10 protein-coding genes are annotated in these 24342 nt (G+C 67.2%); 5 read left to right on the forward strand and 5 right to left on the reverse strand.

Features of this window, described 5'->3' with window-relative positions:
• Positions 1–220: 220 nt before the first annotated feature.
• The 5 genes from HCA58_RS11555 to HCA58_RS11575 form a co-directional block, all read right to left on the reverse strand.
• Positions 221–649 carry a hypothetical protein gene (locus HCA58_RS11555; protein WP_151454342.1) on the reverse strand — a complete coding sequence of 143 codons (429 nt, stop codon included), beginning with the start codon at positions 647–649 and terminating at the stop codon, positions 221–223.
• Positions 650–841: 192 nt separating this feature from the next.
• The gene (locus tag HCA58_RS11560) at positions 842–1477 is read right to left on the reverse strand and encodes a hypothetical protein (RefSeq protein WP_169597783.1); all 636 of its coding nucleotides are present in this window, start codon (positions 1475–1477) and stop codon (positions 842–844) included.
• A 24-nt stretch (positions 1478–1501) separates the two neighbouring features.
• Entirely contained in the window at positions 1502–1762 is a 261-nt protein-coding gene (locus tag HCA58_RS11565) for a hypothetical protein (RefSeq protein ID WP_169597784.1), read from the reverse strand.
• A 66-nt stretch (positions 1763–1828) separates the two neighbouring features.
• A complete protein-coding gene (locus HCA58_RS11570; RefSeq protein ID WP_169597785.1) occupies positions 1829–2497 on the reverse strand; it encodes a hypothetical protein in 669 nt (222 codons plus the stop codon).
• Positions 2494–5118 (reverse strand): FtsK/SpoIIIE domain-containing protein, encoded by a 2625-nt coding sequence (locus tag HCA58_RS11575; protein WP_169597786.1) that lies wholly within the window; start codon positions 5116–5118, stop codon positions 2494–2496. Before HCA58_RS11575 ends, HCA58_RS11570 begins: the two co-directional genes overlap by 4 nt.
• Before the next feature lie 559 nt (positions 5119–5677).
• Between HCA58_RS11575 and HCA58_RS11580 the strand changes: the two genes are divergently transcribed.
• Genes HCA58_RS11580 through HCA58_RS11600 form a run of 5 tightly spaced genes read left to right on the forward strand, consistent with a single transcriptional unit; the run spans position 5678 to position 24323 of the window.
• Entirely contained in the window at positions 5678–6820 is a 1143-nt protein-coding gene (locus HCA58_RS11580) for a serine/threonine-protein kinase (protein ID WP_169597787.1), read from the forward strand.
• Between the two features lie 46 nt (positions 6821–6866).
• Positions 6867–9821 carry a DEAD/DEAH box helicase gene (locus tag HCA58_RS11585; protein ID WP_346775964.1) on the forward strand — a complete coding sequence of 985 codons (2955 nt, stop codon included), beginning with the start codon at positions 6867–6869 and terminating at the stop codon, positions 9819–9821.
• Complete coding sequence (locus HCA58_RS11590) at positions 9818–15328, forward strand: hypothetical protein (protein ID WP_169597788.1); 5511 nt, start codon at positions 9818–9820, stop codon at positions 15326–15328. The genes HCA58_RS11585 and HCA58_RS11590 overlap by 4 nt, the downstream gene beginning before the upstream one ends.
• Positions 15325–22044: a DEAD/DEAH box helicase gene (locus tag HCA58_RS11595; RefSeq protein WP_169597789.1), complete on the forward strand. Its 6720-nt coding sequence runs from the start codon at positions 15325–15327 to the stop codon at positions 22042–22044. The genes HCA58_RS11590 and HCA58_RS11595 overlap by 4 nt, the downstream gene beginning before the upstream one ends.
• Positions 22041–24323, forward strand: a complete 2283-nt coding sequence (locus HCA58_RS11600) for a UvrD-helicase domain-containing protein (protein ID WP_169597790.1) — start codon at positions 22041–22043, stop codon at positions 24321–24323. Before HCA58_RS11595 ends, HCA58_RS11600 begins: the two co-directional genes overlap by 4 nt.
• Positions 24324–24342 lie beyond the last annotated feature (19 nt).

Raw genomic sequence — 24342 nt, forward strand, 5'->3', positions numbered from 1 at the left:
AACCGGTGGTACCCTACGTCCGAGCAATCGGCATCGACATGCCGCCACGGCAACCGATCGAGGGCAAGCGGAAGGCCGAGCCGAATCCCGTCGAGCAGAGCGACACCGGTCCTCGCCAACCCGGCCCTCAACGGCTCCCGCAAGCCGACGAACCGGCACAGCGCGACTCGGCGGCTGACTGACCCTCCATGACGTGGTGGAGTGCGGTGATGGCCGGCGCTCAGCCACCGGCCGTCGCCACCGCCACCAAGTGCTTACCGACGAGGTCCTGAGCCTGCTTCACCTCGTCCACGCCCTCTTCGAGGCGGACAGGAGCCTGCCGGCACGCACGCACCGCGCTGTTCAGCAGGTTGTTGCCCCCGCCCCGGCTGACCTTCTGGAAGTGGGCTTGAGCCTTGTTCACCGAGTCGACGACCTCAGCGATGCCGCGTCCCACCTGATCGAGCGTCTGCAGCACCATGCTCAACTCGGCCATCACCGACCCGATCGGACCGCCACCTCGCCCGGCGGTGATCCGATCCAGTCCGGCGTTCATGGCCCGTCCGACCAGGCCACCGACCTTCATGCCGGCGTACGCAGCACCCACCGCCACCAAGGGTGAGGGCTGGTGGCCAGCGGCATCGACTGCCGCGGTGGCCGCCACAGCGATCCCAGCCCCTGCCACCTTCCCGACCTTCTCGCTGACCTTGGTGATGCCTTCTCGAGCGGACTCGATGGCGGTGTCACGGAGGGCGCCGACCGTTGCCGTCAGCGCGCCAGCAGCCTTTTGCCGCGCCCCGGGTCTGCCCAGGTCCCTGGTTCGTCCCCGCTGGCCGCGCCCTCTCGTCCAGGCCATCGACAGCTACCGCACCAGGTCGAGGAATGCGCAGCCAGACGCGACCAGCATCGGAAGAGTCTTGGCGAGCTCGCTTGCCACCTCGGCGGCGGTAGCTGCCTCCACGTCCTCGCCAGCCCCGCGCTGCTCCTTCGCCCCTGTCTCGAAGTCAGCGCACGCATCCCATAGCGAGCCGACGCTCGAGGAGTAGGCCCACATGCCATAGACGGTGTAGTTGACCTTCACGTGCGCCTGCCCGTTATGCCCGATGAGGCGTCGGTCTGGCTCCTCAGGGGTGTTGCCCATGCCTTCCGCGAGCGGGTGGAGCTTGATCCGCCGGAACGGCTTCTTCAGCTCACTATCCGGGTCGAACTCGATCAGTAGCCCCCGGTCAAGGAGTCGCTCGATGACCGGCCCCGGGTCGGCAGGTCCGTTGTCGGCCGCGATCACGTCCCGCTGAAGTGTCTCGCGGTTGACCTCCAAGCGAGCGTGCCGCTCTGGGTCGAGGAAAGCTCGTCCCCACACCTGGAACTCTTCGTCGGTCAGCTCCTCGGAGTCGTTGCCGAGGCGGACCTCCCAGTACTCCGGGGTCGGATCGGGCGGGGTGACGTACCGGTAGGAGGGGCCGAGGTTGAGGCCGACGGGAACGATGACGGTGGGCATCGGGGGACCTTCCGAGGAGCAGTGTCAGAGGACGGCGTTGTACTTCTCGGTCTGGGCGACGGCGGCCTGGATGAGGCCGGCACCCTCGCCGAACTTCTGCTTGGCGGCGCTGAGTTTGCCGATGGCACCCATGACGGCGGGCTGCTGGGTGCCGGCGGCGAGGGCCTGGAGCACGGCGATGGCCCGGTCGACTTGGGCGTTGACGCCGGCGAGCTGGGCGAGTGCCTTGTCGGCCTCGGACTTGCCGTGGGCCAGGCCCGCCTTGATGTCTCCGATGGTGGCCACTGGATGTTCCTCCCCTGGGTCGTGGTGTCCAACGCCCCGCCACCGGTGGCGGGTGTGTCTGCGGGTTCAGCCTCGCGTCGCGGCGATGAAGATGAACCACAAGATCGGCATGCCGACAAAACAGATCACTCCGCCTGCGCGGGCGGACCGGGTGCCCCCTTCGCCGATGCGCGGCTGACCGACGAGGCTGATCGTGAGATAGCCGGCGAAGAACGCCAGCGCGGGCAGCCCACACAGCGACCAGGGCACGAGTTGCCAGGGAACGCGACCGAGGTCGGCGTCAGGGCTGACGGCGAACATCAGCAGCGAGGCGAGGGTGCCGAGAGTCGCTGCGGCGGTGTAGACGAGGGCGTTGCGGGCCAGCGGCGTAAGTCCGGGCAGCAGTGGTGGTTGCGCGGCCTGCCGGTGGGCGTGCTCAGCGGCCGTGTCGGCCGCATCGGCGGCTGCGGCGGCCCGGCGCAGGGCTTCGGCCGGGTCAGGGACCGGGCTGGGGGCGATGCCGCCGACGTGCGGCTCGGGCAGGCGCAGCGTGGCGGCGAGCTGGTGGAGGTGTTGTCGTTGGGCGGCGAGCCGGTGGGTGATCTGGTCGAGGGCTGCCTGACCGCTGCGGCTCGCCGCGGCCTGCTGCTCGGCTCGCGAGCGTTCGTCCTGAAGCAGGGCGGCGAGGCGGCGGGCGTGGTCGGTGTAGGTTGCCCAGCCGACGTCACGGGGCATCGGGGTGACGGGGTCGGTCATGTGAGGTCGTCGATCTGGTCGAGGGTGCCGGGGTGGACGTAGGGGACGATGAGGGTGCGGCGGTTATCGTTGCGGTCGATCAGCAGGGCCCGGTTGGGTCGGGACTGCCACTCGGAGGCGTAGTCGCCGAGCAGGGAGCCGATGTCGTTGCTGGGCAGGTTGAGCGCGACGAGGCAGGCGACCTCGCCGCCGCCGGTGGGGCCGAGGTCGTCGTTGAAGCGGCTCAGGGTGCGCCACCAGCCGAGCAGGTGCACGCCGTGGCCGGGACCGTTGGCCAACACGGCCCGCAGGTCCTCGTGTCCGGAGCGGTAGGTGATCGGGTCGCTGGCCGCGAGGAGGTTGCTCGCGGCGTCGGCGCCGAACACCACCAGGTACGTCGCCTGCCCGCCGCCAGGCTCGGACTGCTGGGCGAGGTCGACCAGATGCGTCCGGTACTGGGTCGAGGTGATGGTTTCGCAGTGGTGGCCGGCTGCGGTGATCGCCTCGACGGCGGCGTCGGCCGCCTCGTCGGCAGCGGCGACAAGCGGCGCGATGAGAAAGCGGGCAGTGCCGGGGGCGTGCTGGCGGGCCAGACTGACCGCGGCTGCGTATAGGACGTCGGCTCCGACTGGGGAGGTGCCGAGTACGGCCAGATGGCTACCTGGAGTGGCGTCGAGGGTGAACCCTGCGGTCGGTAGGCCGACGTCGACGGCGCGGCCGACCAGGGCCCGCCGTCGCCGTACGTTCGGAGACAGGCGGGCGAACGTGAAATCGGCGTCGGGGTGCTGCTCGGCGTAGCCGGCGAACACCGCGGGTGGCGCGTCGCCCGACGGGCGGGCGTTCCACAGCAGGTGTCGCTGCGCGGTCACCGACGCGGCATCGGCGTTAGGGAAACGCATCACCCGGTTCGCTCCCGGAGTACCTGCCGCCGCGTTGACGACGGCCGCCCCGATCGGAAGGTTGTCGGCGCCGTCGTTGAGCTGGTCGAGGATCCCGCCGCCACCGGCGAGCGCGACCCGCAACGGGAACTGCCCGAAGATCGACTCAGTCTTGGCGAACAACGCCTCCACCCCAGAGATCGTCTGCGAGGCCAAAACCAGGTGAATGCCGTACGAGCGGCCCTTACGCGCCAGCTCCTCCAGCAGCGCCACCGCCTGCCGGGCCACCGCGTCGTTGCCTTCGAACAGCACATGGAACTCGTCGATCACCGCCACCAGCCGCGGCATCGCCACATCCGGCCGCCCGGCACGAAGGTCGGCCAGCTTCGTTACCCCGGCCCGCTTCAGCTCCGTCGCCCGCCGGGTCATCTCCCGCGACAATGTGCGCAACACCGCCAGCCCGTACTCCCGGTCGGACTCGATGCCCACCGTGCGGGCGTGCGGGATCCACGACGGGTCCACCGCCGTCGGCGTGAACTCCGCGAACGACACCCCCTCCTTGAAATCCAGCAGATACAGGCCCAACTCGTCCGGGGAGTAGCGGGAGGCCAGGCCGTAGAGCACATCCAGTAGGAAGACGGTCTTGCCCGACCCAGTACGACCGCCCACCAACCAGTGCGGCGTCGCGTCATCCAGCGCCAGCTCGCACTCCGCGCGGCCCTCCCGACCCACCACGGTCCGCAGCCCACCGCCCGACGACTCCTGCCAAATCTCCGCCGGCATCAGCGCCGCGAAGTCCGTCGAAGCCTGCACCCGCGCGGCTTTCGCCAACCTGCGACAGACGGCCTCGACCAGATCGTCCGGCGGGCCACCGTCCAGCCGCATCGGCACCGCCAAGCCTGTGCCGTCATCACTGAACCGGTAAGGACCCGGCGGGTCAGAGACCCGGAACAGCCCTCCACCGACCGCCGTCAGATGTGTCGTCCGTTCTAATCGAGGCGCCGCCTCCAGCCCCGGGTGTTGCGGCGGCGGATAGCCGACCACCAGCAAGAACACCCCTGCGGCAGGACCGGCGTGCGCGATTGCCGCCAACCGCGACCACTCCGTACGCCCGGCACCCTGCGGCAGTGCCGCGACACCCAGCAGCAGCACCGACGGGTCCGTCTCACCGCCCTGGACGCGCTCGATCCGCTCCTCCGCCTCCGCGAGCACCCGGTGGAAACCCGGAAGGTCGATCGCGGGTCGCCGCCACGCCTCCGCCTCGACCATTGCGCGGAACGGACCGAACACCGCCCCGAGAGTCGCCCCGTCCACGGCCGCAACCCGAAGTGCGCCGTCCGGCAACGCCGCCAGCACTCGAAGCAGCATGCCGCGCAGCCAGCGCGCTACGGACGGATCGCGGGCGTCGCTGTCGACCGCCAGATGACCTGCACCCACAAACGGCACCACCACATTGGAGACGCTGCCGGCCACCGGTGACGCCCTACCCAGCCGCACCGCAAGCGGACGACCTACAGCCGCGTCGACACCCGTGGGAAGATTCGCGGCGGCAGGGTCCAGCCGGCAACCGAGCCAGCCCGGCGTCAGTCCCTCGGCCATTCGCTGCATACCGGCAGCGAAACGCCGAGCATCTTCACTGGCCTGCGCCGACACGCCGTCCCCGCCGGCACCAGCGCGCAACCGCGCACGGGCGGCTTCCGCATGCGATACCGCTTCTCGATGCGCTGTCACCGCCCGACCGAAGGCCGACGCCACCGACTCCATGCCAAAGTCTCCCCGGGACCGATGGACCGCGATCTCTGGCGCCGACCCTATCCAACGACGCCACCGGCAGTCAGCCCCGTATCGCTCAGCGTGCTGAGCGATGGTGGTTGAGGTGGTCTCTACCATGGCGAGGACATGCTTAAGCCATCGCACCGCCACCACGGGGTAGCTGGCCTCCGCCTGTCACCGCGGGGCGGGCCGCCTGCTGCTGCCCCTCCCGGTTCCAACTCGTTGGCGGAGGTCTCACGAGTGGGAACCGCATCACGGTGGTCAGCTGCTGGCGCGTGTAGCTGCTCATCAGGTTTCCATTTGGGGAGGAGCGCTCGTGCCGAACTACGTTGCGCTTGGGGACCTCACGCACTTTCGATCGATCAGCAGGCGCAGCGACGGGCTATGACGACGTCAAGGGACTGAAGAGGTGTGAACGTCGGCTTTTCAGCTACAGCGACGTCACTGATTGGCCACGGAGCGCGTCGTGACTCGCGGTCGGTGCGCCGTTTCGGCACACTGGCCAGAGTGGATCTGGGTGCACGGTGGGCGGAAAAGCGCAGAATGTCGAATGAGTGAGCTCCCGTCTCGCATCGGCCGATACGCCGTCAGTCGTAAGCTCGGCAATGGCGGTATGGGTGAGGTGTTCCTCGCTTACTCGCCAGCGGGTTCGCCTGTGGCGGTGAAGGTCATCCGAAGTGATCGGCTGGATCCGGTCACCCGCGCCCGGTTCGAACGAGAGGCCGCCGTCGCCCGGACGGTGATCGGCACGAATCGCATCGCCCGATTCCTGGAAGCAGACCCCTACGCGGACCGGCCCTGGCTGGCGATGGAGTACGTCCCCGGTTACACCCTGCAGGAGTACGTGCGCGAGCACGAGGTGCTGCCCGTGGCTCTGGTGGCGAGCCTTGGCGCGCTCGTCGCGGAGGGCCTGGAGGCGGTGCACGGTGCCGGCCTCCTGCACCGGGACCTGAAGCCGCAGAATGTGATACTAGGCGCAGATGGCCCGGTGATCATCGATTTCGGTCTGGCGGCATTCGTCGATGCCTCGTCGTCGCACGACTCCCTGTCGACCAGCGGGATGATCATCGGCTCGGTGCGGTGCATGCCGCCCGAGCAGGCCGGCGGGAACCCGCGGGTTACCGCGGCGGCCGACGTCTACGCGCTGGGCACAGTTCTTCTGTACGCGGCGGCCGAACACTACCCGTACGACGGGCCATCGTGGCAGGCCATCATCTGGCAGATCACGAACCCCGAGATCCAACCGGATCTCACTGGGGTCCCCGCCCGTCTGCTCCCACTCCTGCGGAAGATGCTCGCCTTCAAGGCCGAGGAACGTCCGACGATCTCCGACGTGGCTGCCGCCTGTGCCGAACTGCTGGCGGACGCCTCCATCAGCCCGGCCGACGCACGGTTGGCTCTCATCGGCAGGACCGTCGGCCGAAATCCGAGTCTGCGGGAGGGCCAAGTGCCGTCGCCGTCGATTGAGGCAAGGCTCGACGAGCTGAGTGCTGTGGGCGGCTCGGATGCGGATGGGCCGCTCGATGTGCCTCCGGCGCCTCCCGAGCCGGTGGAAGCGGGGGCGCCAGAGGTCGCGGAGCCCGAGGCCCCTGAGCCACCGGTCCGGCCTCGGGAGCGTCCACCGCGACGGCCGGCGTCCAGCCGGGTGGCGGCGGAGTTGCGAGCCGCCTACGCGGCCCAACCGACCCTGTAGCAGGGTGTAGGGCGGTCGAACAGCGTTACGAGGAGCGGGGCAAAGGGTGAATGTCGAGGCCGAAACCGTGACCGGCGAGGGACAGGTGTCGGCCGGCTTCCCGCCAGGGTCGCAGGTACTCGTACGTGACGAGCAGTGGCTGGTACGCAAGAGCACGTTCACCAGGCGCGACAGATGGATGATCGAGGTCACCGGGGTGTCGCCGTTCGTCCGCGGCGAGGAAGCGATCTTCTATCAGAGCCTCGACGACATCCGAATCCTCGATCCGCGCGAGACCACGCTGGTGGCAGACGACTCGGCGAACCACCGGCGGGCCCGGCTGTTCCTGGAGGCGGTATTCCGCAAGACTGCGCTGCCGCAGACCGAGCACGGGCTCGCGCTCGCAGACGGGTTCCTGATGCATCCGCAGGTGCACCAACTGCGGCCGGCTGAGCTGGCGCTGTCGATGAAGAACCCGCAGCCTCGGATCCTGATCGCGGACGTGGTGGGCCTGGGCAAGACCCTGGAGATCGGTATCTTGCTGGCCGAACTGATCCGACGCGGTCGCGGCGAGCGGATCCTTGTGGTGACGCCGCAGCATATCCTGGAGCAGTTCCAGCGGGAGATGTGGACGCGGTTCGCCATCCCGCTTGTCCGATTGGACTCGACCGGCATCCAGCGGGTGCAGCGGGAGATACCGGCGGGACGTAACCCGTTCGCGTACTTCAAGCGGGCGATCATTTCGGTGGACACGCTGAAAAGCGCCGTCTACGCCCATCATCTGGAGCAGACCGACTGGGACGCCGTCGTCATCGACGAGTCGCACAACCTGGTCAACCGGGGCACCCAGAACAACGAGCTGGCCCGGTTGCTCGCTCGCAAGACCGACGCGCTGATCCTCGCGTCGGCCACGCCGCACAACGGCCGGGCGGAATCGTTCGCCGAGCTCATTCACATGCTGGACGAGGCCGCGATCGCCGATCCGAGCAGCTACGATGTCGACCAACTCGAACATCTCTACATCCGCCGGACGAAGACCTCGCCCGAGGTACGCGACTCGCTGACCGGTTCCTGGCCGGATCGCGGGCCGTCGACGCCAGTGCACGTTCAGGCCAGCGCCGCAGAGACTGCAGTCTTCGCGGAACTGATCGAGCGGTGGATCCCGGCCGAGGGCGGTACTTCGGTCAGCACCCATCAGCTGGTGCCGTATCAGCTGCTCAAGTCGTTCCTCTCCTCGCACCGGGCGTTGCTGGCGACGATCCGTACGCGGTTGAAGACGATCGACACGTCCTTGGCCGAGAAACCGGGCGACAAGGCGCGCCTTGCGGAGCGGACAGCGCTCCTTACGCTGCAGGAACTGACTGGGCACGTCCAGGACGACGACGCGTCGAAGTTGACCGCCTTGGTGGCGCAGTTGCGTGAACTCGGCGTCGGACCGGGCTCGGACACCCGAGTTGTGATCTTCTCGGAACGCATCCCGACGCTCATCTGGCTGGCCGAGACCGTTCCCGCTGTGCTCGGGTTTCCAGCCACCGCCGAGGTAACCGATCGCAAACCCTGGACGGCCTTCAATGGCGCTGTGCAGGTCATGCACCGCGAGTCGACCTCGGATGAGGAGCAACAGCGCCTCGTCGAAGCGTTCGGCCTGCGTGACGCCCCAGTCCGGATGCTGTTCACCGGCGACATCGCCTCCGAGGGCGTCAACCTTCACCAGCAGTGCCACATCCTGATCCACTACGACCTGCCGTGGTCACTGATCCGAATCGAGCAGCGCAACGGCCGCATCGACCGCTACGGGCAGAAGCACTCGCCGCAATTCCGGGCCTTGGTGCTCACCAGCAACCTGCCGTGGCGTACCGATCCGGAGTCCGGCGCCGCACGCACCCTGGACGACCGCCTGGTCGGTGAGAAGCTGCTGGCCCGCGAGGCCGAGGCCCACAAGATCGAGGGCTCGGCAGAGGCAGTGACCGGCTTATACCGGGCGCAAGAGGAAGAAGATCGCCTGATCAAGGATCTGGTCGCTGGCCGGACCGTGGAGCAGTCGATCAAAAAGTCCCGAGCGAGCCGGACCGGTTTCCTCGTCAAGCTCGTCGGGCAGGTCGGCGCGGTCCCGGAGCGCAAGGAAGTCCTCAGAGCGGAGGTGTTGACGCTCTTTTCCTCGACCGCGGACTACTTCGACGAGGGTCTCCGGCAGATTTGTCGGCCCAACCCCGAGGACCAGCTGTCGCTGTACCGCGACGACAACGGCACCATCGCCTTCGAGCCGCCAGCTGATCTGCTCTACCGGCTGCGGTCGCTGCCCAGGTCGTACCTGAAGGAGCAGCAGATCCTGCCGGGGCCGGATTCTCCCGGGCGTCTGCGTATAACCTTCTCCAAGGATCTCGCCGATGCCCGGCTGACGGCGGCGCGGGAGAGTTCAGACTCGCAGTGGCCGACGGTCTCCTACGTGACCGACGTACATCCGGTGCTGGACTGGCTCACCGACAAGGTGCTCGTCGAGGTCGGCCGGCACGAGGCGCCGGTCCTGGCTGCAGCCGTGACCGAGCCGGTCTTCCTTGTGCAGGGCATCGCCTCGAACCGGCTCGGCCGGCCGACCATCGTCAAGTGGATGGCGGTCACCGGCGTGCCAAATGACCCCAGGACCGTCGAGATCACTCCTGAGCTGCTGGCCGAGTTCGGTCTCGGGCCACGGATGCCGGCCCGCGCCGTCCCGCGGGACTTGGACGGGCTGACGAAGATGGTGCCGGACGCGATCGAGGAGGCGCGCCGCTACTTCGGCGAGATCGAGGGCGGTTACCGTGCCGACATCAAGCGGACGCTGGAGCCCTACCGGGACAAGGTCGGCAAATGGAAGCAGGCAGCGCTGTTCGCCGGGCCGCGACCGGATCACCGGCAGGTCGACAGCACCGCCGACCGCCTGATTCAGCTGGTGGCATCGCTGGAATCGGTCGGGGCACCGATGTTGCGCCTCTTAGCAGTGCTGGAACCGCTCGCCGACGGGGTGAAGGGGACACAGGGATGAGCCGCGACTACGACTCACTCACCAACCGAGGCGAGTACCTCTCCGCGCACTACCTGGCCGAGGACCTGAACACCGACCTGCGGAAAGGGATCTTCGCGGTATGGACCGGGCGCGAAGGCGACGAGAACGACCCCCGTCGTACGCCGCGCGAGCTGATCCGTGGTCTGCGCGGCAGCTACCTCGGCGAGGACGGCCGGCGCTACTTCGCCGCTGCGGCTGAGGCCGACGGCGACGGCCCGATCCGTCTAGCCACCTACGACAACCCGGAGTGGCGCAAACGCCTGACCGAGTGGCACCAGGAGGTACTGCGAGCCCTCGGCTTCGACCCTGCACCGCTGGAGCTCGTCGCGCATCGGGCCGGCCGCGACCACACCGTCACCGTCGCGCTGCACACCGACGAGATCATTGCGATCGACTGCGGCTGGACAGGCAACGCCGACGCGGCCCTCGACCCGAACGGCGCCGGGCGCCTGCTGCATCCCCTGCACGTCAGCGGATCAGAAAAGTACGAGAGCGGCGCCGCGCTCGCGTCGTGGCTGTTCCAGAGCGAGATCGGCGGTCCCGGCGGCACCCACCCGCGTTTCGTCCTGCTGCTGCACGGCGGCGTGATCATCCTCGCCGACCGCGGCACCTGGGCCGAGGGGCGCTATCTCGCCGCGAACCTCGACACGGCGTTGGAACGTTACGACCGGACCCAGACCGGCGAGCTGTCGACCATCGCCGCCCTGTTCAGCCACGACATGCTGCGCCCCGGCGACAACGATCCGACCCGCCGTATCGACGTACTGCTGAAAAACTCCAGCACCAACGCCGTCGGCGTCTCCAAAGAACTGCGGCGCGGCCTGCAACGCTCCGTCGAGATCCTCGCCAACGAGGTTCTGCTCCGCATGACGGAGCCGGGCAACAACGTACGCCCGGAGGACATTGAGAGCCCGAAGCTGCCGTTCGCCCGGGAGCTGACCCGCGAGTGCCTGCGATACCTCTACCGGGTCCTCTTCCTGCTCTACGCCGAGGCCCGGCCCGAGCTGGGCATCCTGCCGACCGACGACGGCAGCTACGAAAGCGGCTACTCGATGGCCCGGCTGCGGGAGCTGTGCGCCCTCGACGAAGAGCTCGTCGAGGAGGAGTCGAGAAACGGCTTCCATCTGTACGCGTCCCTCGACCTGCTGTTCAACAAGGTCAACTTCGGGCACCGGCAGTACGGCACCGAACCCGACGACGACCTCCCCGGCGATGACGAAGCGACCCGCAAGGAGAAGGCCGAACGCCGCAGCGAGGATCACGGACTGCGGTTCGAAGCGCTGCGCAGCACCCTGCTCGAACCGGGCGCCATCCGGCTGATCGGCACCCGCACCCTCGACCCGCGTAGCGACGAGGACGAAGATCCGCGCTGGCTCGACCTACGGCCCCGGAACGCCGCCCTGCACCAGGTGCTGCGCCTGCTCACTATGAAGCAGGGCAAGAAGGGCGAGCGCGGCGGCTTCGTCTCCTACCGTAACCTCGGCATCAACCAGCTCGGCGCCGTCTACGAGGGCCTGATGTCCTACACCGGCATCATCGCCGACGAGGAACTCTGCGAGGTAGCCCGCGAAGGGAACCCAGACGAGGGCTCGTGGCTGGTGCCCGCCCACCGCCAGCAGGACTATCCGGACGAGACGCTGGTCCGCTACAACGAGGTCGACGCCCGGCACGGTCTGCGCGGCGTCAAGAAGTACGCAAAGGGCTCGTTCGTCTACCGGCTATCCGGCCGTGAGCGGGAGACCTCCGCCTCGTACTACACGCCGGAGTCACTAACCAAGGTCACCGTCGAGCTGGCGCTCAAGGAGCGGCTCGACCAGGAACGCGACGCCCACGGCAACACGATCAAGACTCGAGCAGCAGAGCTGCTGTCGTACCGGCTCTGCGAACCAGCGCTCGGTTCCGGCGCGTTCTTGAACGAGGCTATCAACCAGGTCGCCGAGGAGTACCTGCGTCGGCGACAGGACGAGCTGGGGCGGTCCATCCCGTCCGGGCAGATGCTCACCGAGAAACAGCGGGTCAAGGCCTACATCGCTCTGCACAACGCGTACGGCGTCGACCTCAACCCGACCGGTGTCGAGTTGGCCGAGGTCTCGCTGTGGCTCAATACCATGCAGCCGGGCATGCTCGCGCCTTGGTTCGGCCTGCATCTGCGGCGCGGGAACTCGCTCATCGGCGCCCGGCGCGCGATCTACACTGCCGACGACGTCTGCTCCACCGCCAAGGAGTGGCTCAAGGCCAAGGGAACCCTGGCCCCGACTCCGCTGCCGATGCGCGATGAGTACGGCAACCTTCAGCCGCTGCCGGCCGACGCTGTGCACCAGTTCCTCCTGCCCACGCCGGGCTGGGCCGCTGTCGCCGGCAACACCGAGGCAAAACAGCTTTCTACCGACCAGAACAAGAAGCTCGCGGACTGGAAGAAGGGCATCCTCCAGCGGCCGACGCGGAACACCTCACATCTCAAGGCGGACGGCACCCCGAAACTGGTCGCCCGCACCCAGCAGCCGCAGCAGGAGAAGCCTTCCCAGTTCACCCGGCTCCGCGACGCCGCCCGACGAGCCGAGTTCCTCTGGGCTGCGGTCGTCAAGCGGATGGACATGTCCGAGCAGAACATCGCCCGGCGGATTCCGATCTGGGGAGCTGGGGCGGACGAACCCGAGTACGGCTTCCTGCACCAGCAAGAGCGATCAACACCCAAGGAGGACGTGCTCCGGGACCTCTTCGAGGCAGTCGACACCCCGTACTGGCGGCTCAAGCTGGTCATGGACGCCTGGTGTGCCCTCTGGTTCTGGCCGTCCGACCAAGCCGGGCTGCTCGACGGCACCGACGAGGAGTACGACGTCAGCGGCAGCATCACACGCGACAGCCTGGCCAGCCTGATCGACACCACTGTTCCCGGCACCGAGCCACCAGCCGAACTGCCGCAGCAAGCGACATCCACTGCGGTTGCGCCGTCGGCGCCAGCTGCCCGGCGCATGATCTCGCGGCCGATGACGCTCTTCCCCATGGACGGCGACCAGACGACCCTCGACGAACTTGGTTGGGGTCTGGAGCCCGAGCCAGCACCCGTACCGCAGCAGCCCCAGAAGAAGCCCGCGAAGGCCCCGAAGTCCTCAGCACCGGCACTGCGCCGAGTCATCCCCCTGAAGAACCTCGATGACTGGCTCGACTTCCTCGAAGCAGTTCTCGGAACCGCCGGCGTCCCGCAGAACAGTTTCCTCGACGCGTACGACACGCTCGACAAGCTGAAGGATTTCGAGAAGTCCCTGGCCGGATTCTTGAATATGGACACCAAGCCGCCGGAAGACCGGTTCCCGTGGCTGCGGGTCGTCCGCGACATCGCCGACCGGCAGGGCTTCCTGCACTGGGAGCTGGAGTTCGCACTCATCTTCGCCGAACGAGGTGGCTTCGACCTCCAGGTCGGCAACCCGCCCTGGGTTCGGCCCCGCTGGGACTTCGACGCGGTGATGGCCGAGTACGAGCCCTGGTTCGAACTCGCCGACCGGCCATCCGAGTCCGACAAGGAACGCTGTCGCCGCGATCTACTCACAAAACCGGACATCAAGGCATTCGTCCTTGACGAACTAACCAACAACAGCGCGACGGTAGCGCTTCTCGGGGCACCCCAGATGTATCCGCTGCTGGCTGGTACCCAGCCGGATCTCTACCGTGCCTTCATGTGCCAGATCTGGGCGCACATGTCGCGCCGAGGGACCGCTGGCATGCTGCACCCGGACACCCACTTCGCCGGCGAGAAGGAAGGGCCACTGCGAGCCGCCGCGTATCACCGGCTCCGCATCCACGGCGACTTTGTCAACTCGGGTCAGCGGTTTTTCCCGCGTCCGGTCGGCGACACGGCCCACTTCGGCATTCATGTGTACGGCCGCGAGAGAGAGATCAGCTTCGCCCATCTCTCGTGGTTGGTGTCGGCCGATGCCCTGCGACTCTCCGGCGACCACGACGGTTCCGGAGACGTTCCGGGCATCCGGTTTATGAATCGCGAGTTCGATGAACGACCCCACCGGAGCCGGGTCGTGACAGTGAACAAGGACGTTCTCGCGGTCTGGCGACGGGTACTCAATGAGGAGAGCCGGCCGCTCGACCAAGCACGGTTGCTGTTCCCTGTAAGCACCGCTGAGATCCCCGCAATCGAGGCGCTCGCCTCGTATCCGATTCGCCTCAGTGCGCTGAGTCCACAAATCTCCCCCGGATTTCACAGCTCTGGAGCCAAAAAGGCAAATCTGATCGACTACAACCGGGTAGATCCAAATACCGGACGGGAGTATCAGCCGAAGAGCTGGAGCGAGGTCGTCCTGAAAGGGACCCAGTTGGGCCTCGCCACTTCGGCATTTAAGCGCCACGACGCAAACAGCAACGATCCCTATGGCTTAAACATTGTTAGCCTGCCCATTGATTTCGTTCCTGACACTGAATACGTGCCAGTACTTGGGCGGGAGGAAGCGTATCGCCAGGCTCATGATCATTGGATCGATCACGCCGAACTGGCACGTCTTCGCTCAGACGACAAGGCGCAGGGCGACGCGCGGTCACTAATCGCCGAAATTGAGGACATTCCTGAAGGTGACGTCGACCCAAGGAAGGTCGAGACTATCCTCGAGCAGAGATCTCTTCGACCATATACCGATTTCTTTCGCGTAGCATGGCGAGAAGTCATCTACTCTAACACTGAGCGAGGTCTTTACAATGCCATCGTGCCCCCTGGCGCAGCCCATACGCACAGTGTTCGCAGTGCTTGGATCAACGACAGCTACACAACGGCACTACTTTCGGGGATGTGGTCCTCGATCCCTCTCGATTACTTCCTTCGAATCACGGGGACGAAGCACCTCGATGTCGGCCGAGCAGGTAGCCTTCCGGCACCTTCGGCTGAACACCCCCTCGCCTCAGCGCTCCTCCTGAGAACACTTCGCCTCAACTGCCTTACGTCGGCCTACTCCAGCCTTTGGGAGGAGCTATTCGAGCCGGATTGGCCCTCGGCCGAAACGTGGGCCTGCGAATGGCCGGGCTTGGCGGCCTTGGCCGAGGTGGAATCCAAGTGGCAGCCTAAGACGCCATTGCGTAGCGAACGCGCCCGGCGAGCCGCGCTGGTTGAAGTTGACGCGCTGGTCGCGGTCTGGGTAGGGATGAGCGCCGACGCCTTAGTCGCCGCCTACCGCGGGCGTTTTCCTGCATTGCAGAAGTATGAAGCGGTGACATGGTTCGACGCAGACGGCTGGAAGCTTGCCGGTAACGCCCGGACAATCGGTCAGCGACAGACAAAGGCCGCCTGGGCTCAGTTTGAGGCATACCAGAACGACAGGTCCGAGCCCAAGAAAGTTCCGCCACCTGAGGGCTATACCCCGCCGTTCTACAAGGCGGACCGGGTGGCTGAGATGACAGCGGCGCACGCGGTGTTCCAGTCGCGATTGGATGCGGCGATCGCCCGCGGGGAATGGGATCCGGTCACGCGGAAGGCGGCGAAGCAGTGAGGCCGACCCTGGAGGCGCGTGGACTGAAGGAGAGCCTGCTGCAGTACCTGTCGACCACCTACGCGCTGGCCGACGAGGGCGCCCGGGAGGCGCTGCACCGATTCCTCGGCAACGAGACGTCGGGGATGTTCCGTGGGCCGTTCCTGCGGATCAGGACTCCGTTCACCACGGCGGCGCCTGGTTGGGAGCAGCATCTGGAGTGGCGGCGAGAGGGCTGGACGCCGTACGCCCATCAGGCTCGGGCTTTTGCCCGGTTGAGCTCGGCGAATGGTCACGTGCCGGAGCCGACGCTGGTCACCACGGGCACAGGCTCCGGCAAGACGGAGTCGTTCCTCTACCCGATCCTCGATCACTGTCGCCGGGAGCGGGCTGCCGGGCGGTCCGGGGTGAAGGCGTTGCTGCTGTACCCGATGAATGCGCTCGCCACCGACCAGGCGCAGCGGATCAACGAGCTGCTTCTCGGGCACCGCGACGAGCTGGGCACCCTGACGGCCGGTCTCTACATCGGTGACCGGGCCGCGATCCAGTACGAACGGGTCTACACCCGGCGGCAGGACATGCAGCTGACCCCGCCGGACATCCTGATCACCAACTACAAGATGCTCGACCTGCTCCTTCAGCGGGTCGACGACGCGCCGCTGTGGCACGACGCGGACCTCCGGTACGTGGTGGTTGACGAGTTCCACACCTACGACGGCGCGCAGGGCACCGACGTCGCGATGCTGCTGCGCCGGCTCGCCGCCGTCGTGGGCGCCGGCGAGGAGGGCCGCCCGCTGGGCCCGATCTGCCCGGTGGCTACCTCGGCGACGCTCGCCTCGGCTTCAGACGAGCGAGCCACCGAGGATCTGTTGAAGGTCGCGACCGCGGTGTTCGGCACGGAGTTCACCTCCGAGGCGATCATCGGTGAAAACCGGCTCACCATCGACGATTTCATCCCTCTTCACGACATCGAGCCCCTACCGACCCCGACGCCTGACGAGCTGCTCGCTCTGCCGGACCCCACCACCGGCGATGATGCGTTACTGCTGCTGGCTAACGCGGTGACCGGTGTCGAAGACCTCAATCAGGTCGAACTCGGGAAACGCCTCAAGCGGCACCTGTTCACGAAGGCGCTGCTCATCGCTCTCGAGGGCGATGTGAAGAGTGGCCCGGACGTGCTGCGGCTGATGTGGCGTGCCGGCGCGCAGAGCTGGTCGTCGGCGATCACTCGGCAGCCGGAGAAGGCCGCCGCGGCGCTGGCCAGGTTCGTGGCGTTGCTCTCGTACGCCCGTGATCCTCAGTCTCCGCCCGGCGAGCTCCGGCCGTTCGTGCATGTCGAGGTGCACCAGTGGGCTCGGGCGGTGACCCGGCTGTTGCGTGGGGTGTTGCCGTGGCCGAAGGCGGAGTTCCGGTGGGACGTCGCCGGGACCCGCGATCCCGGCACCGATCAGGGCGTGGTGACGGTACCCGTGACGACCGCGACCGCCGGGCAGGCCGCGAACCTGTTCCTGCCGGCGGTCTACTGCCGGGAGTGTGGTCGCTCCGGCTGGGCGGTCTTCTCGCCGGAGAGCGACGACTGGGACGTCCAGTTCGACAGCTACAAGATCCGCCGGGCCTCGACGGGGCAGGACAAGGTCCGGATCCGCTACCTGATCGCGGCCACCGACCGGGAGGCCGCCGAGGGCGCCGGCCGCAACACGATGCGCGACGCCGGCCAGCGTGTCGGAGCACCGTCGGCGGCACAGGGCCCTGGTGGGACGCTGATGGTGCTGGACGCCGTCCGGCAGCGGCTGCGGCTACCGGACCCGGGCTCCGACTACAACGACGAAGGGCAACCCGCGCTGACCGCACGGGACTCGACGTTCCTGCTGGTCAACCTTGGTCCGACGGCCAACACGGCCGCGGCAGAGGACTGGTGCCCGGCGTGCGGTGAGCGCAACGCCATCCGCTTCCTCGGCACCGGTGCGGCCGCTCTGGCCGCGGCGGCCATCACGCAGCTGTTCACCGCTGGCGAGCTGGACAAGGAGGCGTTCGAGGACAAGACCCTCATGTTCAACGACTCGGTCCAGGACGCGGCGCACCGGGCCGGTTTCGTGGCGAACCGGTCGTACACCTTCTCGCTGCGGGCGTTGCTCGCCGCGCACCTGCGCCAGGAGTCCGCCACAGCTCTGAACGACCTGATCGCCGACGTGGTGTCTGCGACGACCGATCCGCAGACCCTCGCTGCGGTCGTACCTCCGGATCTGCATGGCCTGCTCGGTGTCGACCGCCTGCTGTCCGGCCGTGGACGTGGTGGCGATATCGCAACCTGGCAGTTGATCGGGCAGCGGCTGGCGTTCGAGACGCTGATGGAGTTCGGGTTCCGCTCCCGCAACGGCCGCACGCTGGAGCTCACCCGCACCGCGGCTGCGCACATCCACCTCGCCGATCCGGCCGCCGTCACGGCGATGGTCAAGGAGATCCACCTCGATCTGGGCCGGGATGGCCTGCCGATCATGGAGGCCGACGACGCCACCTACCTGGGTTTCGTCCGGGTATTTCTGGAACGGCTTCGCAGCCGCGGCGCTGTCTCGCACAAGTGGCTGAGCAAGTACATCGACGAGGCCGGGACGAGCCGGTACTTCATCTGGGGACAGCGTCCGCAGGGCATGCGAGCGTTCCCGAACCGGGTCGCGGCGCCGAAGTTCCTGCTCGCGGCATCGAAGAACGGCAGTGACTTCGACGTGGCCTCCGGCCGGCTGTCCTGGTACGAGCGGTGGACGGGCCGCACCCTCGGCCTGTCGCGGGAGGTCATCCCGGAGTTCTGGTACCGGCTGCTGCCCGAGCTGACATCGGCTGGGCTGCTGTCCGTTCGTACCCCGAATGATTCCTCCGCCCGCATCTACGGCCTGCAACCGGGCAACATCGAAGCCCTGCTGCTGGACGACAGCCAGGTGCGGGAGGCTTTCGTACGCTGCCCGGTCTGTTTCTGGGAGCAGACGGTGCATCCGTCGCTGCTCGACCAGTGGCACGGCCAGCGGTGCCCGGCCTATCGGTGCCGCACCGGCCGCTTAATCGCCGGCAACCGGCCGATGGAACTCGGGCGCCACCAGCGTGACCGTGACTACACCCAGGACTACTACCGCCGGCTCTACCGGAAGGCGGGCACCTATCAGGTGAACACCGCCGAACACACCGGCATGCTCACCCGCCAGCAGCGGGAACGGGTCGAGCAGGCGTTCAAGCAGGGCCGCAAGCCCGACGAGACGGGCGTAGTGGCGTTCAAGAACCCGAACGTCCTGTCCTGCACGCCGACGCTGGAGATGGGTATCGACATCGGGGACCTCTCCGCTGTGGTACTCGCCGCGCTGCCTCGCCGACCAGCGGGCTACGCCCAGCAGACCGGACGTGCCGGACGGCGTACCGGCAACGCGTTCCTGCTGACCATCGCCGACCGCTCTCGGCGTGACCTGTACTTCCTGGATCAGCCGAAGGAACTCATCGCCGGGACGATCGTGCCGCCGGGCTGTTACCTGTCCGCAGTGGAAATCCTGCGCCGGCAGTACCTCGCCCACCTTCTCGACCTGGCCGCGGCCGGACGCCTTGCCCGCGCTGACGGCGTTGTACTGCGGGCGCTGCCGGACCGGGTGAACGCGCTGTTCGGACCGTCCGGGTTCCTCGTCGACCTGATCGAGGTCGTCATCACCCAAGCTGCCGAACTCGTGGCGGGTTTCCTCCGGCTGTTTCCCCGCGACGACGGCACCGACCTGTTGCCACGCGGTGTCACCGAAGATGCACGTAACGATCTTATCGAGTACGCGTCACACGGCCTGCGGGCGGGGCTGGAGGAAGCCGAGCGGGAGTGGCGGCGCCAGGACGAAGGGTTGCGGGCCCGGATCCGGACGATCAGCGAGGCGTACGACGAGCTGCACGACTCCGACCCTGACGAGGCGGATGAGAAGGCGATGTTGGATGCCGAGCGGCGTGCGCTCGGCAAACGGCTGATGGGCCTCGGCCAGACCACGGCGCAGGGTGCGTTGTGCGATCTGGGCCTGCTGCCCAACTACGCCCTGGTTGACACGGTCACCACCCTCAACGCCACGTTGTACGGGCCGGACGGTGTGAGCCCGAAGGACGGCAAGACACCCCGGTACAAGTCGAAACCGGTGAGCTATCAGCGACCCCGCCGATACGCCCTGGAGGAGTTCGCCCCCGGCAACACCTTCTACGTCAACGGCTACCGCCACCAGATCACCGGCATCGACATCATCACGTCTGGCCGGCCCGAGTGGCATCACTGGCGCGTCTGCCCGGGCTGCGGATACATCCGCACGGAAGACGCTGTGCACGACCGGTCTGCCTGCCCCCGCTGCGACAGCACCTACATCGCCGACGACGGCTGCCTCTTCCAGGTCGTCGAACCGTCGACCGTGACTTCGCGTGACCTGCGGGAAGACGCCCGGATCCGGGACGACAAGGACGAACGCGACCGTCGCTTCTACACGGTCGTCGACGCGGTCGACTTCCCCGACGACGAGATCGCCCCCGGTTCGTGGCGGCACACCCACCAGACGTTCGGCGTCGACTACTGCCGGCGCGCGATGATCCGGCGCATCAACGTCGGGCCGGCCCGCTATGACGCGCCGCCGCGGGACGACTTCGCCGGGCACACCGTACGGATCAATCCGTTCCACGTCTGCACGGGATGTGGGGCAACGAGCGCGGACGGCCAGCCGGTCTTCAATCTCGAATCGGACGCTCTCACCTCCTCCCAGACGCGTAACCCACAGCTGAAGAATCACCGCCCATGGTGCCCGCTGCGCCGGGGCAAGCCGGACAACATCACGCAGGAGAAGGTCCTGCTCGCCCACCAGTTGCGGACAGAGGCGCTGCGCATCCTGCTTCCCGCTGCGGCCGCCGACGTCGACACCCGGGTGCACTCCTTCCGGGCGGCGCTGCGGATGGGCGTGGACCTGCACTTCGGCGGCGACCCCCAGCACCTGGACACCACCGTCGCCTCCATGCCGGACCAGGCGAGCGGAGAACGCCGCTGGTTCCTGGTCCTCTACGACCGGCTTCCGGGAGGCACCGGCTACCTGGACCGGCTCACCAAGGCCGAAGACTTCCAAAAGGTGCTCTTGAAGGCACACGCCGCGCTGCTCGACTGCAAGTGCAAGGACGAGCAGCGCCGGGCCTGCCATCGCTGCCTGCATCGGTACACCCCCGAACCGCAGCAGGACCTTGTCTCCCGTAATACCGCGCTCCGGATGATCAGCTCGCTGCTCTTCGACGATGGCGGGTGGGAGACCGAGCCGGTCGCCAACACCCGGAAGATCGGACTGGACGGCCAACTCGAATCCGACCTCGAACAGCGCTTCCTCGACCTGCTGCGCGGCTGGGTGTCGGTTACCGACGACGTATCGCTCGACGAGGATGGCCACGCCAGCGGGCACCTGCGCTTTGCCCGCGGCACCGACCTGGTCCACTGGCGGATGACTGCCCAGCAGCAGCTGCGCCGGACCAGGACCGACTTCACCTTCAACCGGGTAGACGGTCCCAGCCAGAGTGTCACCGTCTACCTGGAGGGCTTCCGGTTCCACGCCACCCCTGAGCACAACCGCATCGCGTCGGACGCCCGGCAGCGGACCGTCCTGCGCGCCGAGGGCCACCGCGTCTTCCAGGTCACCTGGTCCGACATCGAGCTGTTCGAGCAGCGGCCGACCTCCACCCGGCCGGTTTGGCCGCCGTACTCAGGAACGGCGCAGGAGCAGGCCAAAGATGCTTACGAGGAGTTCGACGGCAACCGGGCCCAGCTGACCGGCATGATCTACACCGACCCGGTGAGCTCTCTGATCGCCTACCTGCGAGACCCCGACGAGCAGAGGTGGGCGTCAGCGGCGTGCGCCATGGTGACCGGACTGCTGGCCGAGCCAGGAACCGCTCTACTAACGGCGACGACCGACCGCCGGGAACTGGCCCGGACGCTCCGTGCCGAACTCAACGGGCTCACTGCTGGACAACCCGAACAGCCACCGCCTGCCGGGGACCCGGACGCCACGCTGCACGCTTTCCGGGCGCACGATCAATGCGGGCTGCCGATCATCGTCATCCTCGACGCCAAGGATCCGGACCACCCGCGCTGGACGGCGCTCGCGGCTCTCGACGACCGTGAGGCCGTACTCACCGGCGATGGCCACTGGCGGCGCTGGCGCTCGTGGCTCTACTGGACGAACCTCACCCAGTTCCTCGCGTACGCCGGCGGTGACGGGATCCAACTCGCCTACAGCACCGCCGCCGAACTCGACCTCGACACCCTCGTCGTCTGCGGCGGCGTCGGCGAACTCGACTCGCTGAACAGCCCGCCGCCGAAGCCGACGGTCAGCGTCGACAAACCCGCTGCGGCGACGTCCGGACCGCGGGACCAGCAGTGGGACGACGAGATCCTGGAGATCCTCGACGATGAGCCGGAACACGGCGGTGACCTCGGTGTTCTCGCCCGCAGGCTGGCCGACCGGGGCAAACGCGCACCTGTGTTCGGCTACGAACTCGGCGCCGGCCGCTGGCAGGTCGACTTCGCCTGGCTCCTGCCGAACTTCAAGATCGCAGTAGTGGCCCTGCACGGTGATGACACCGACGCACGGCACCGGGACGAGGCATACGCCGAGGAAGGCTGGACGATGCGAACCGCGGCCGAGTGGCTCCAACACCTCGACGAACTCGAAGACCTGCTGCCCGACATGGAAGACTCCGAGTCATGACCGCGCGACTCAGCCTGCACTACAAGGCCGAGGAAGAGCTCTACAAGCTCGACCGGACGGTCAAGGGACTGTTCTACGACTTCTGCCACCGGTTTCGGAAGAACCCAGATCAGCCCGGCCTGGATCTGAAGAAGCTCAAGGGCGACTCCCGCATCCACCGCGCCAAGATCAACCAGTCGTATCGGGCACTGCTCATTCCGGTCGAGACCGACGAGCGTGGCCGCCAGCACTGGCTGATCATCGCGGTCCGGCATCGCAAGGACGTCTACGACGAACTCCAGGTCGCGGTCAACCGCGTCACCGGAGAGCTGGAGTTCGTCGACCTCGCCGTGATGGGCGACAGCTCCCTGCAGCGTGCCGGGATCACGCTCACCCCGGCCGAGCCCGATGATGTAGCTCCAACGCCGGCTCCCATTCGAGATCCCGATCAGGTTCCAGACCGGCCGCCCCTACTCGGTGCCTACACGGCCGACCAACTCCGCGACCTCGGCGTTGCCGAGCAGCTCATCGACTTGGCCTTGGCTGTCACTACCGATGAGGAACTCGACCGACTCGTCTCGGGTGCACCGCTGCTTTCCAAGGACGTGCTCTACGGACTCGCGGCGGGGATGAGCATCGACTCAGTGCTCGAAGAGGTGACTCGCCCGGTGAAACTGCCAACCGAGCCGGACCTCGCCGACATCTCCACCGCGGTCAGCCGAACCAATGTCTCGTCGATCGACGACGACGTGCAGGCTGCCCTAGACGAGGGTAGTTTCCGTAGCTGGAAGCACTACCTGCACCCGACCCAGGCCAAAACCGCTCGGCGTGAATACACCGGCCCGGCCCGCGTCTCCGGCGGTCCGGGCACCGGCAAGACCGTCGTCGCGCTGCACCGGGTCAAGTATCTCGTCGAGCAGCTGACCGACGACGGCGTGCAGATCCTGCTCACAACCTTCACCGCCAACCTCGCCGCCGACCTGCGGCTCCGCCTCACCTCCCTGATAAGCGAACCGAAGCTGCTGGCGAGGGTTGACGTCGTGCACATCGACCAGCTTGCCGCCCGTGTCATCGGTGAGAACACCGACCAGCGCAACCGGCGCAAGCGTATCAGCGATCACGCAGCTATGATCGAGATGCGGCAGCTCCTCCTCGAACTCGACGAAAAGCGCTGGGAGGCCGACTTTCTCCTCGACGAATGGGAGCAGGTCATTCTCGGCCAGGCACTGACAAGCCGGTCGGACTACTTCAGCGCCCGACGGGGCGGGCGTGGCCGCGCACTCACCCGCCCAGAACGCAGCCAGATCTGGAAGCTTATCGAGCAGTTCGCCGCTCGTCTGGACAAGCTCGGCGCCGAGACCTGGGGCCAGGCCGCTGAACGCGCCGCCCGCTTCGAGATCGAACGCGCCGCCGCAGCGGAGCGGTACCGGAGCTCGCCTGCGACGGCAGACGACAGCTCCGGCTCTCGGCCTTTCGCGTACCGGTACCGGCACGTGGTCGTCGACGAAGCCCAGGATCTGCGCGCCGCTCACTGGAAGATGTTGCGCGCCATGGTTGAGCCAGGCCCGAATGACCTCTTCATCGCCGGCGACACCCATCAGCGGATCTATGACCACCAGGTCTCTTTGGGTGCTCTGGGCATCAATATTCGGGGCCGCTCACGTCGGTTGACACTCAGCTACCGCACCACCCGCGAGATCCTGGAACACGCCCTCCGGATCGCCGAGGGCAACAAGACCGTCTACGACGATCTCGACGACGGCGTCGACAACCTCTGGGGATACCGGTCCGTGCTGCACGGCCCCACACCGACCTTCCTGGGATATCAGAACTGGCCGGGCGAACTGGCCGGCGTCGGCACACTGCTACAGGGATGGCGCGACGAACTCTCGACGGACGACGATGGCGCCCGCCAAGACCCGTCCGGCCACGTCGCGGTCGCGGTCGCGGATCACGAACAGCTGACCCAGGTCATCGAGTACCTGGAGAAACACGGCGGCCTGACCTGCGCCGAGCTCACTAAGGACGGGCCGCGTGGCGACGGCGAGATTCACGTGGGGACGATGCACCGGTTCAAGGGCCTTGAGTATCAGCGGCTGGCGATTATCGGAGTGTGCAAGGGTGCGATCCCACGTCCCTACATCGAACGCTACCGCCGGTCCGACCCGCAGCGGTACGAGCTCGAGCAACGGAAGGCCCGGTCGCTGCTGTTCGTCGCCGCGACCCGTGCCCGAGATGTACTAGCCATCACCTGGCACGGTGCACCCAGCCCTTTATTGGATCCAATATTCAACGGCTGAGACCGCCCTGATGCGTGCT

This window comes from Micromonospora sp. HNM0581, from assembly GCF_012726175.1.
GTDB lineage: Bacteria > Actinomycetota > Actinomycetes > Mycobacteriales > Micromonosporaceae > Micromonospora.

Bases quoted from the DNA above. Each gene is read 5' to 3' on its own strand.
- HCA58_RS11575 (WP_169597786.1), bottom strand. From the start codon at position 5,118: ATGGAGTCGGTGGCGTCGGCCTTCGGTCGGGCGGTGACAGCGCATCGA.
- HCA58_RS11570 (WP_169597785.1), bottom strand. From the start codon at position 2,497: ATGACCGACCCCGTCACCCCGATGCCCCGTGACGTCGGCTGGGCAACC.
- HCA58_RS11580 (WP_169597787.1), top strand. From the start codon at position 5,678: ATGAGTGAGCTCCCGTCTCGCATCGGCCGATACGCCGTCAGTCGTAAG.
- HCA58_RS11560 (WP_169597783.1), bottom strand. From the start codon at position 1,477: ATGCCCACCGTCATCGTTCCCGTCGGCCTCAACCTCGGCCCCTCCTAC.
- HCA58_RS11600 (WP_169597790.1), top strand. From the start codon at position 22,041: ATGACCGCGCGACTCAGCCTGCACTACAAGGCCGAGGAAGAGCTCTAC.
- HCA58_RS11590 (WP_169597788.1), top strand. From the start codon at position 9,818: ATGAGCCGCGACTACGACTCACTCACCAACCGAGGCGAGTACCTCTCC.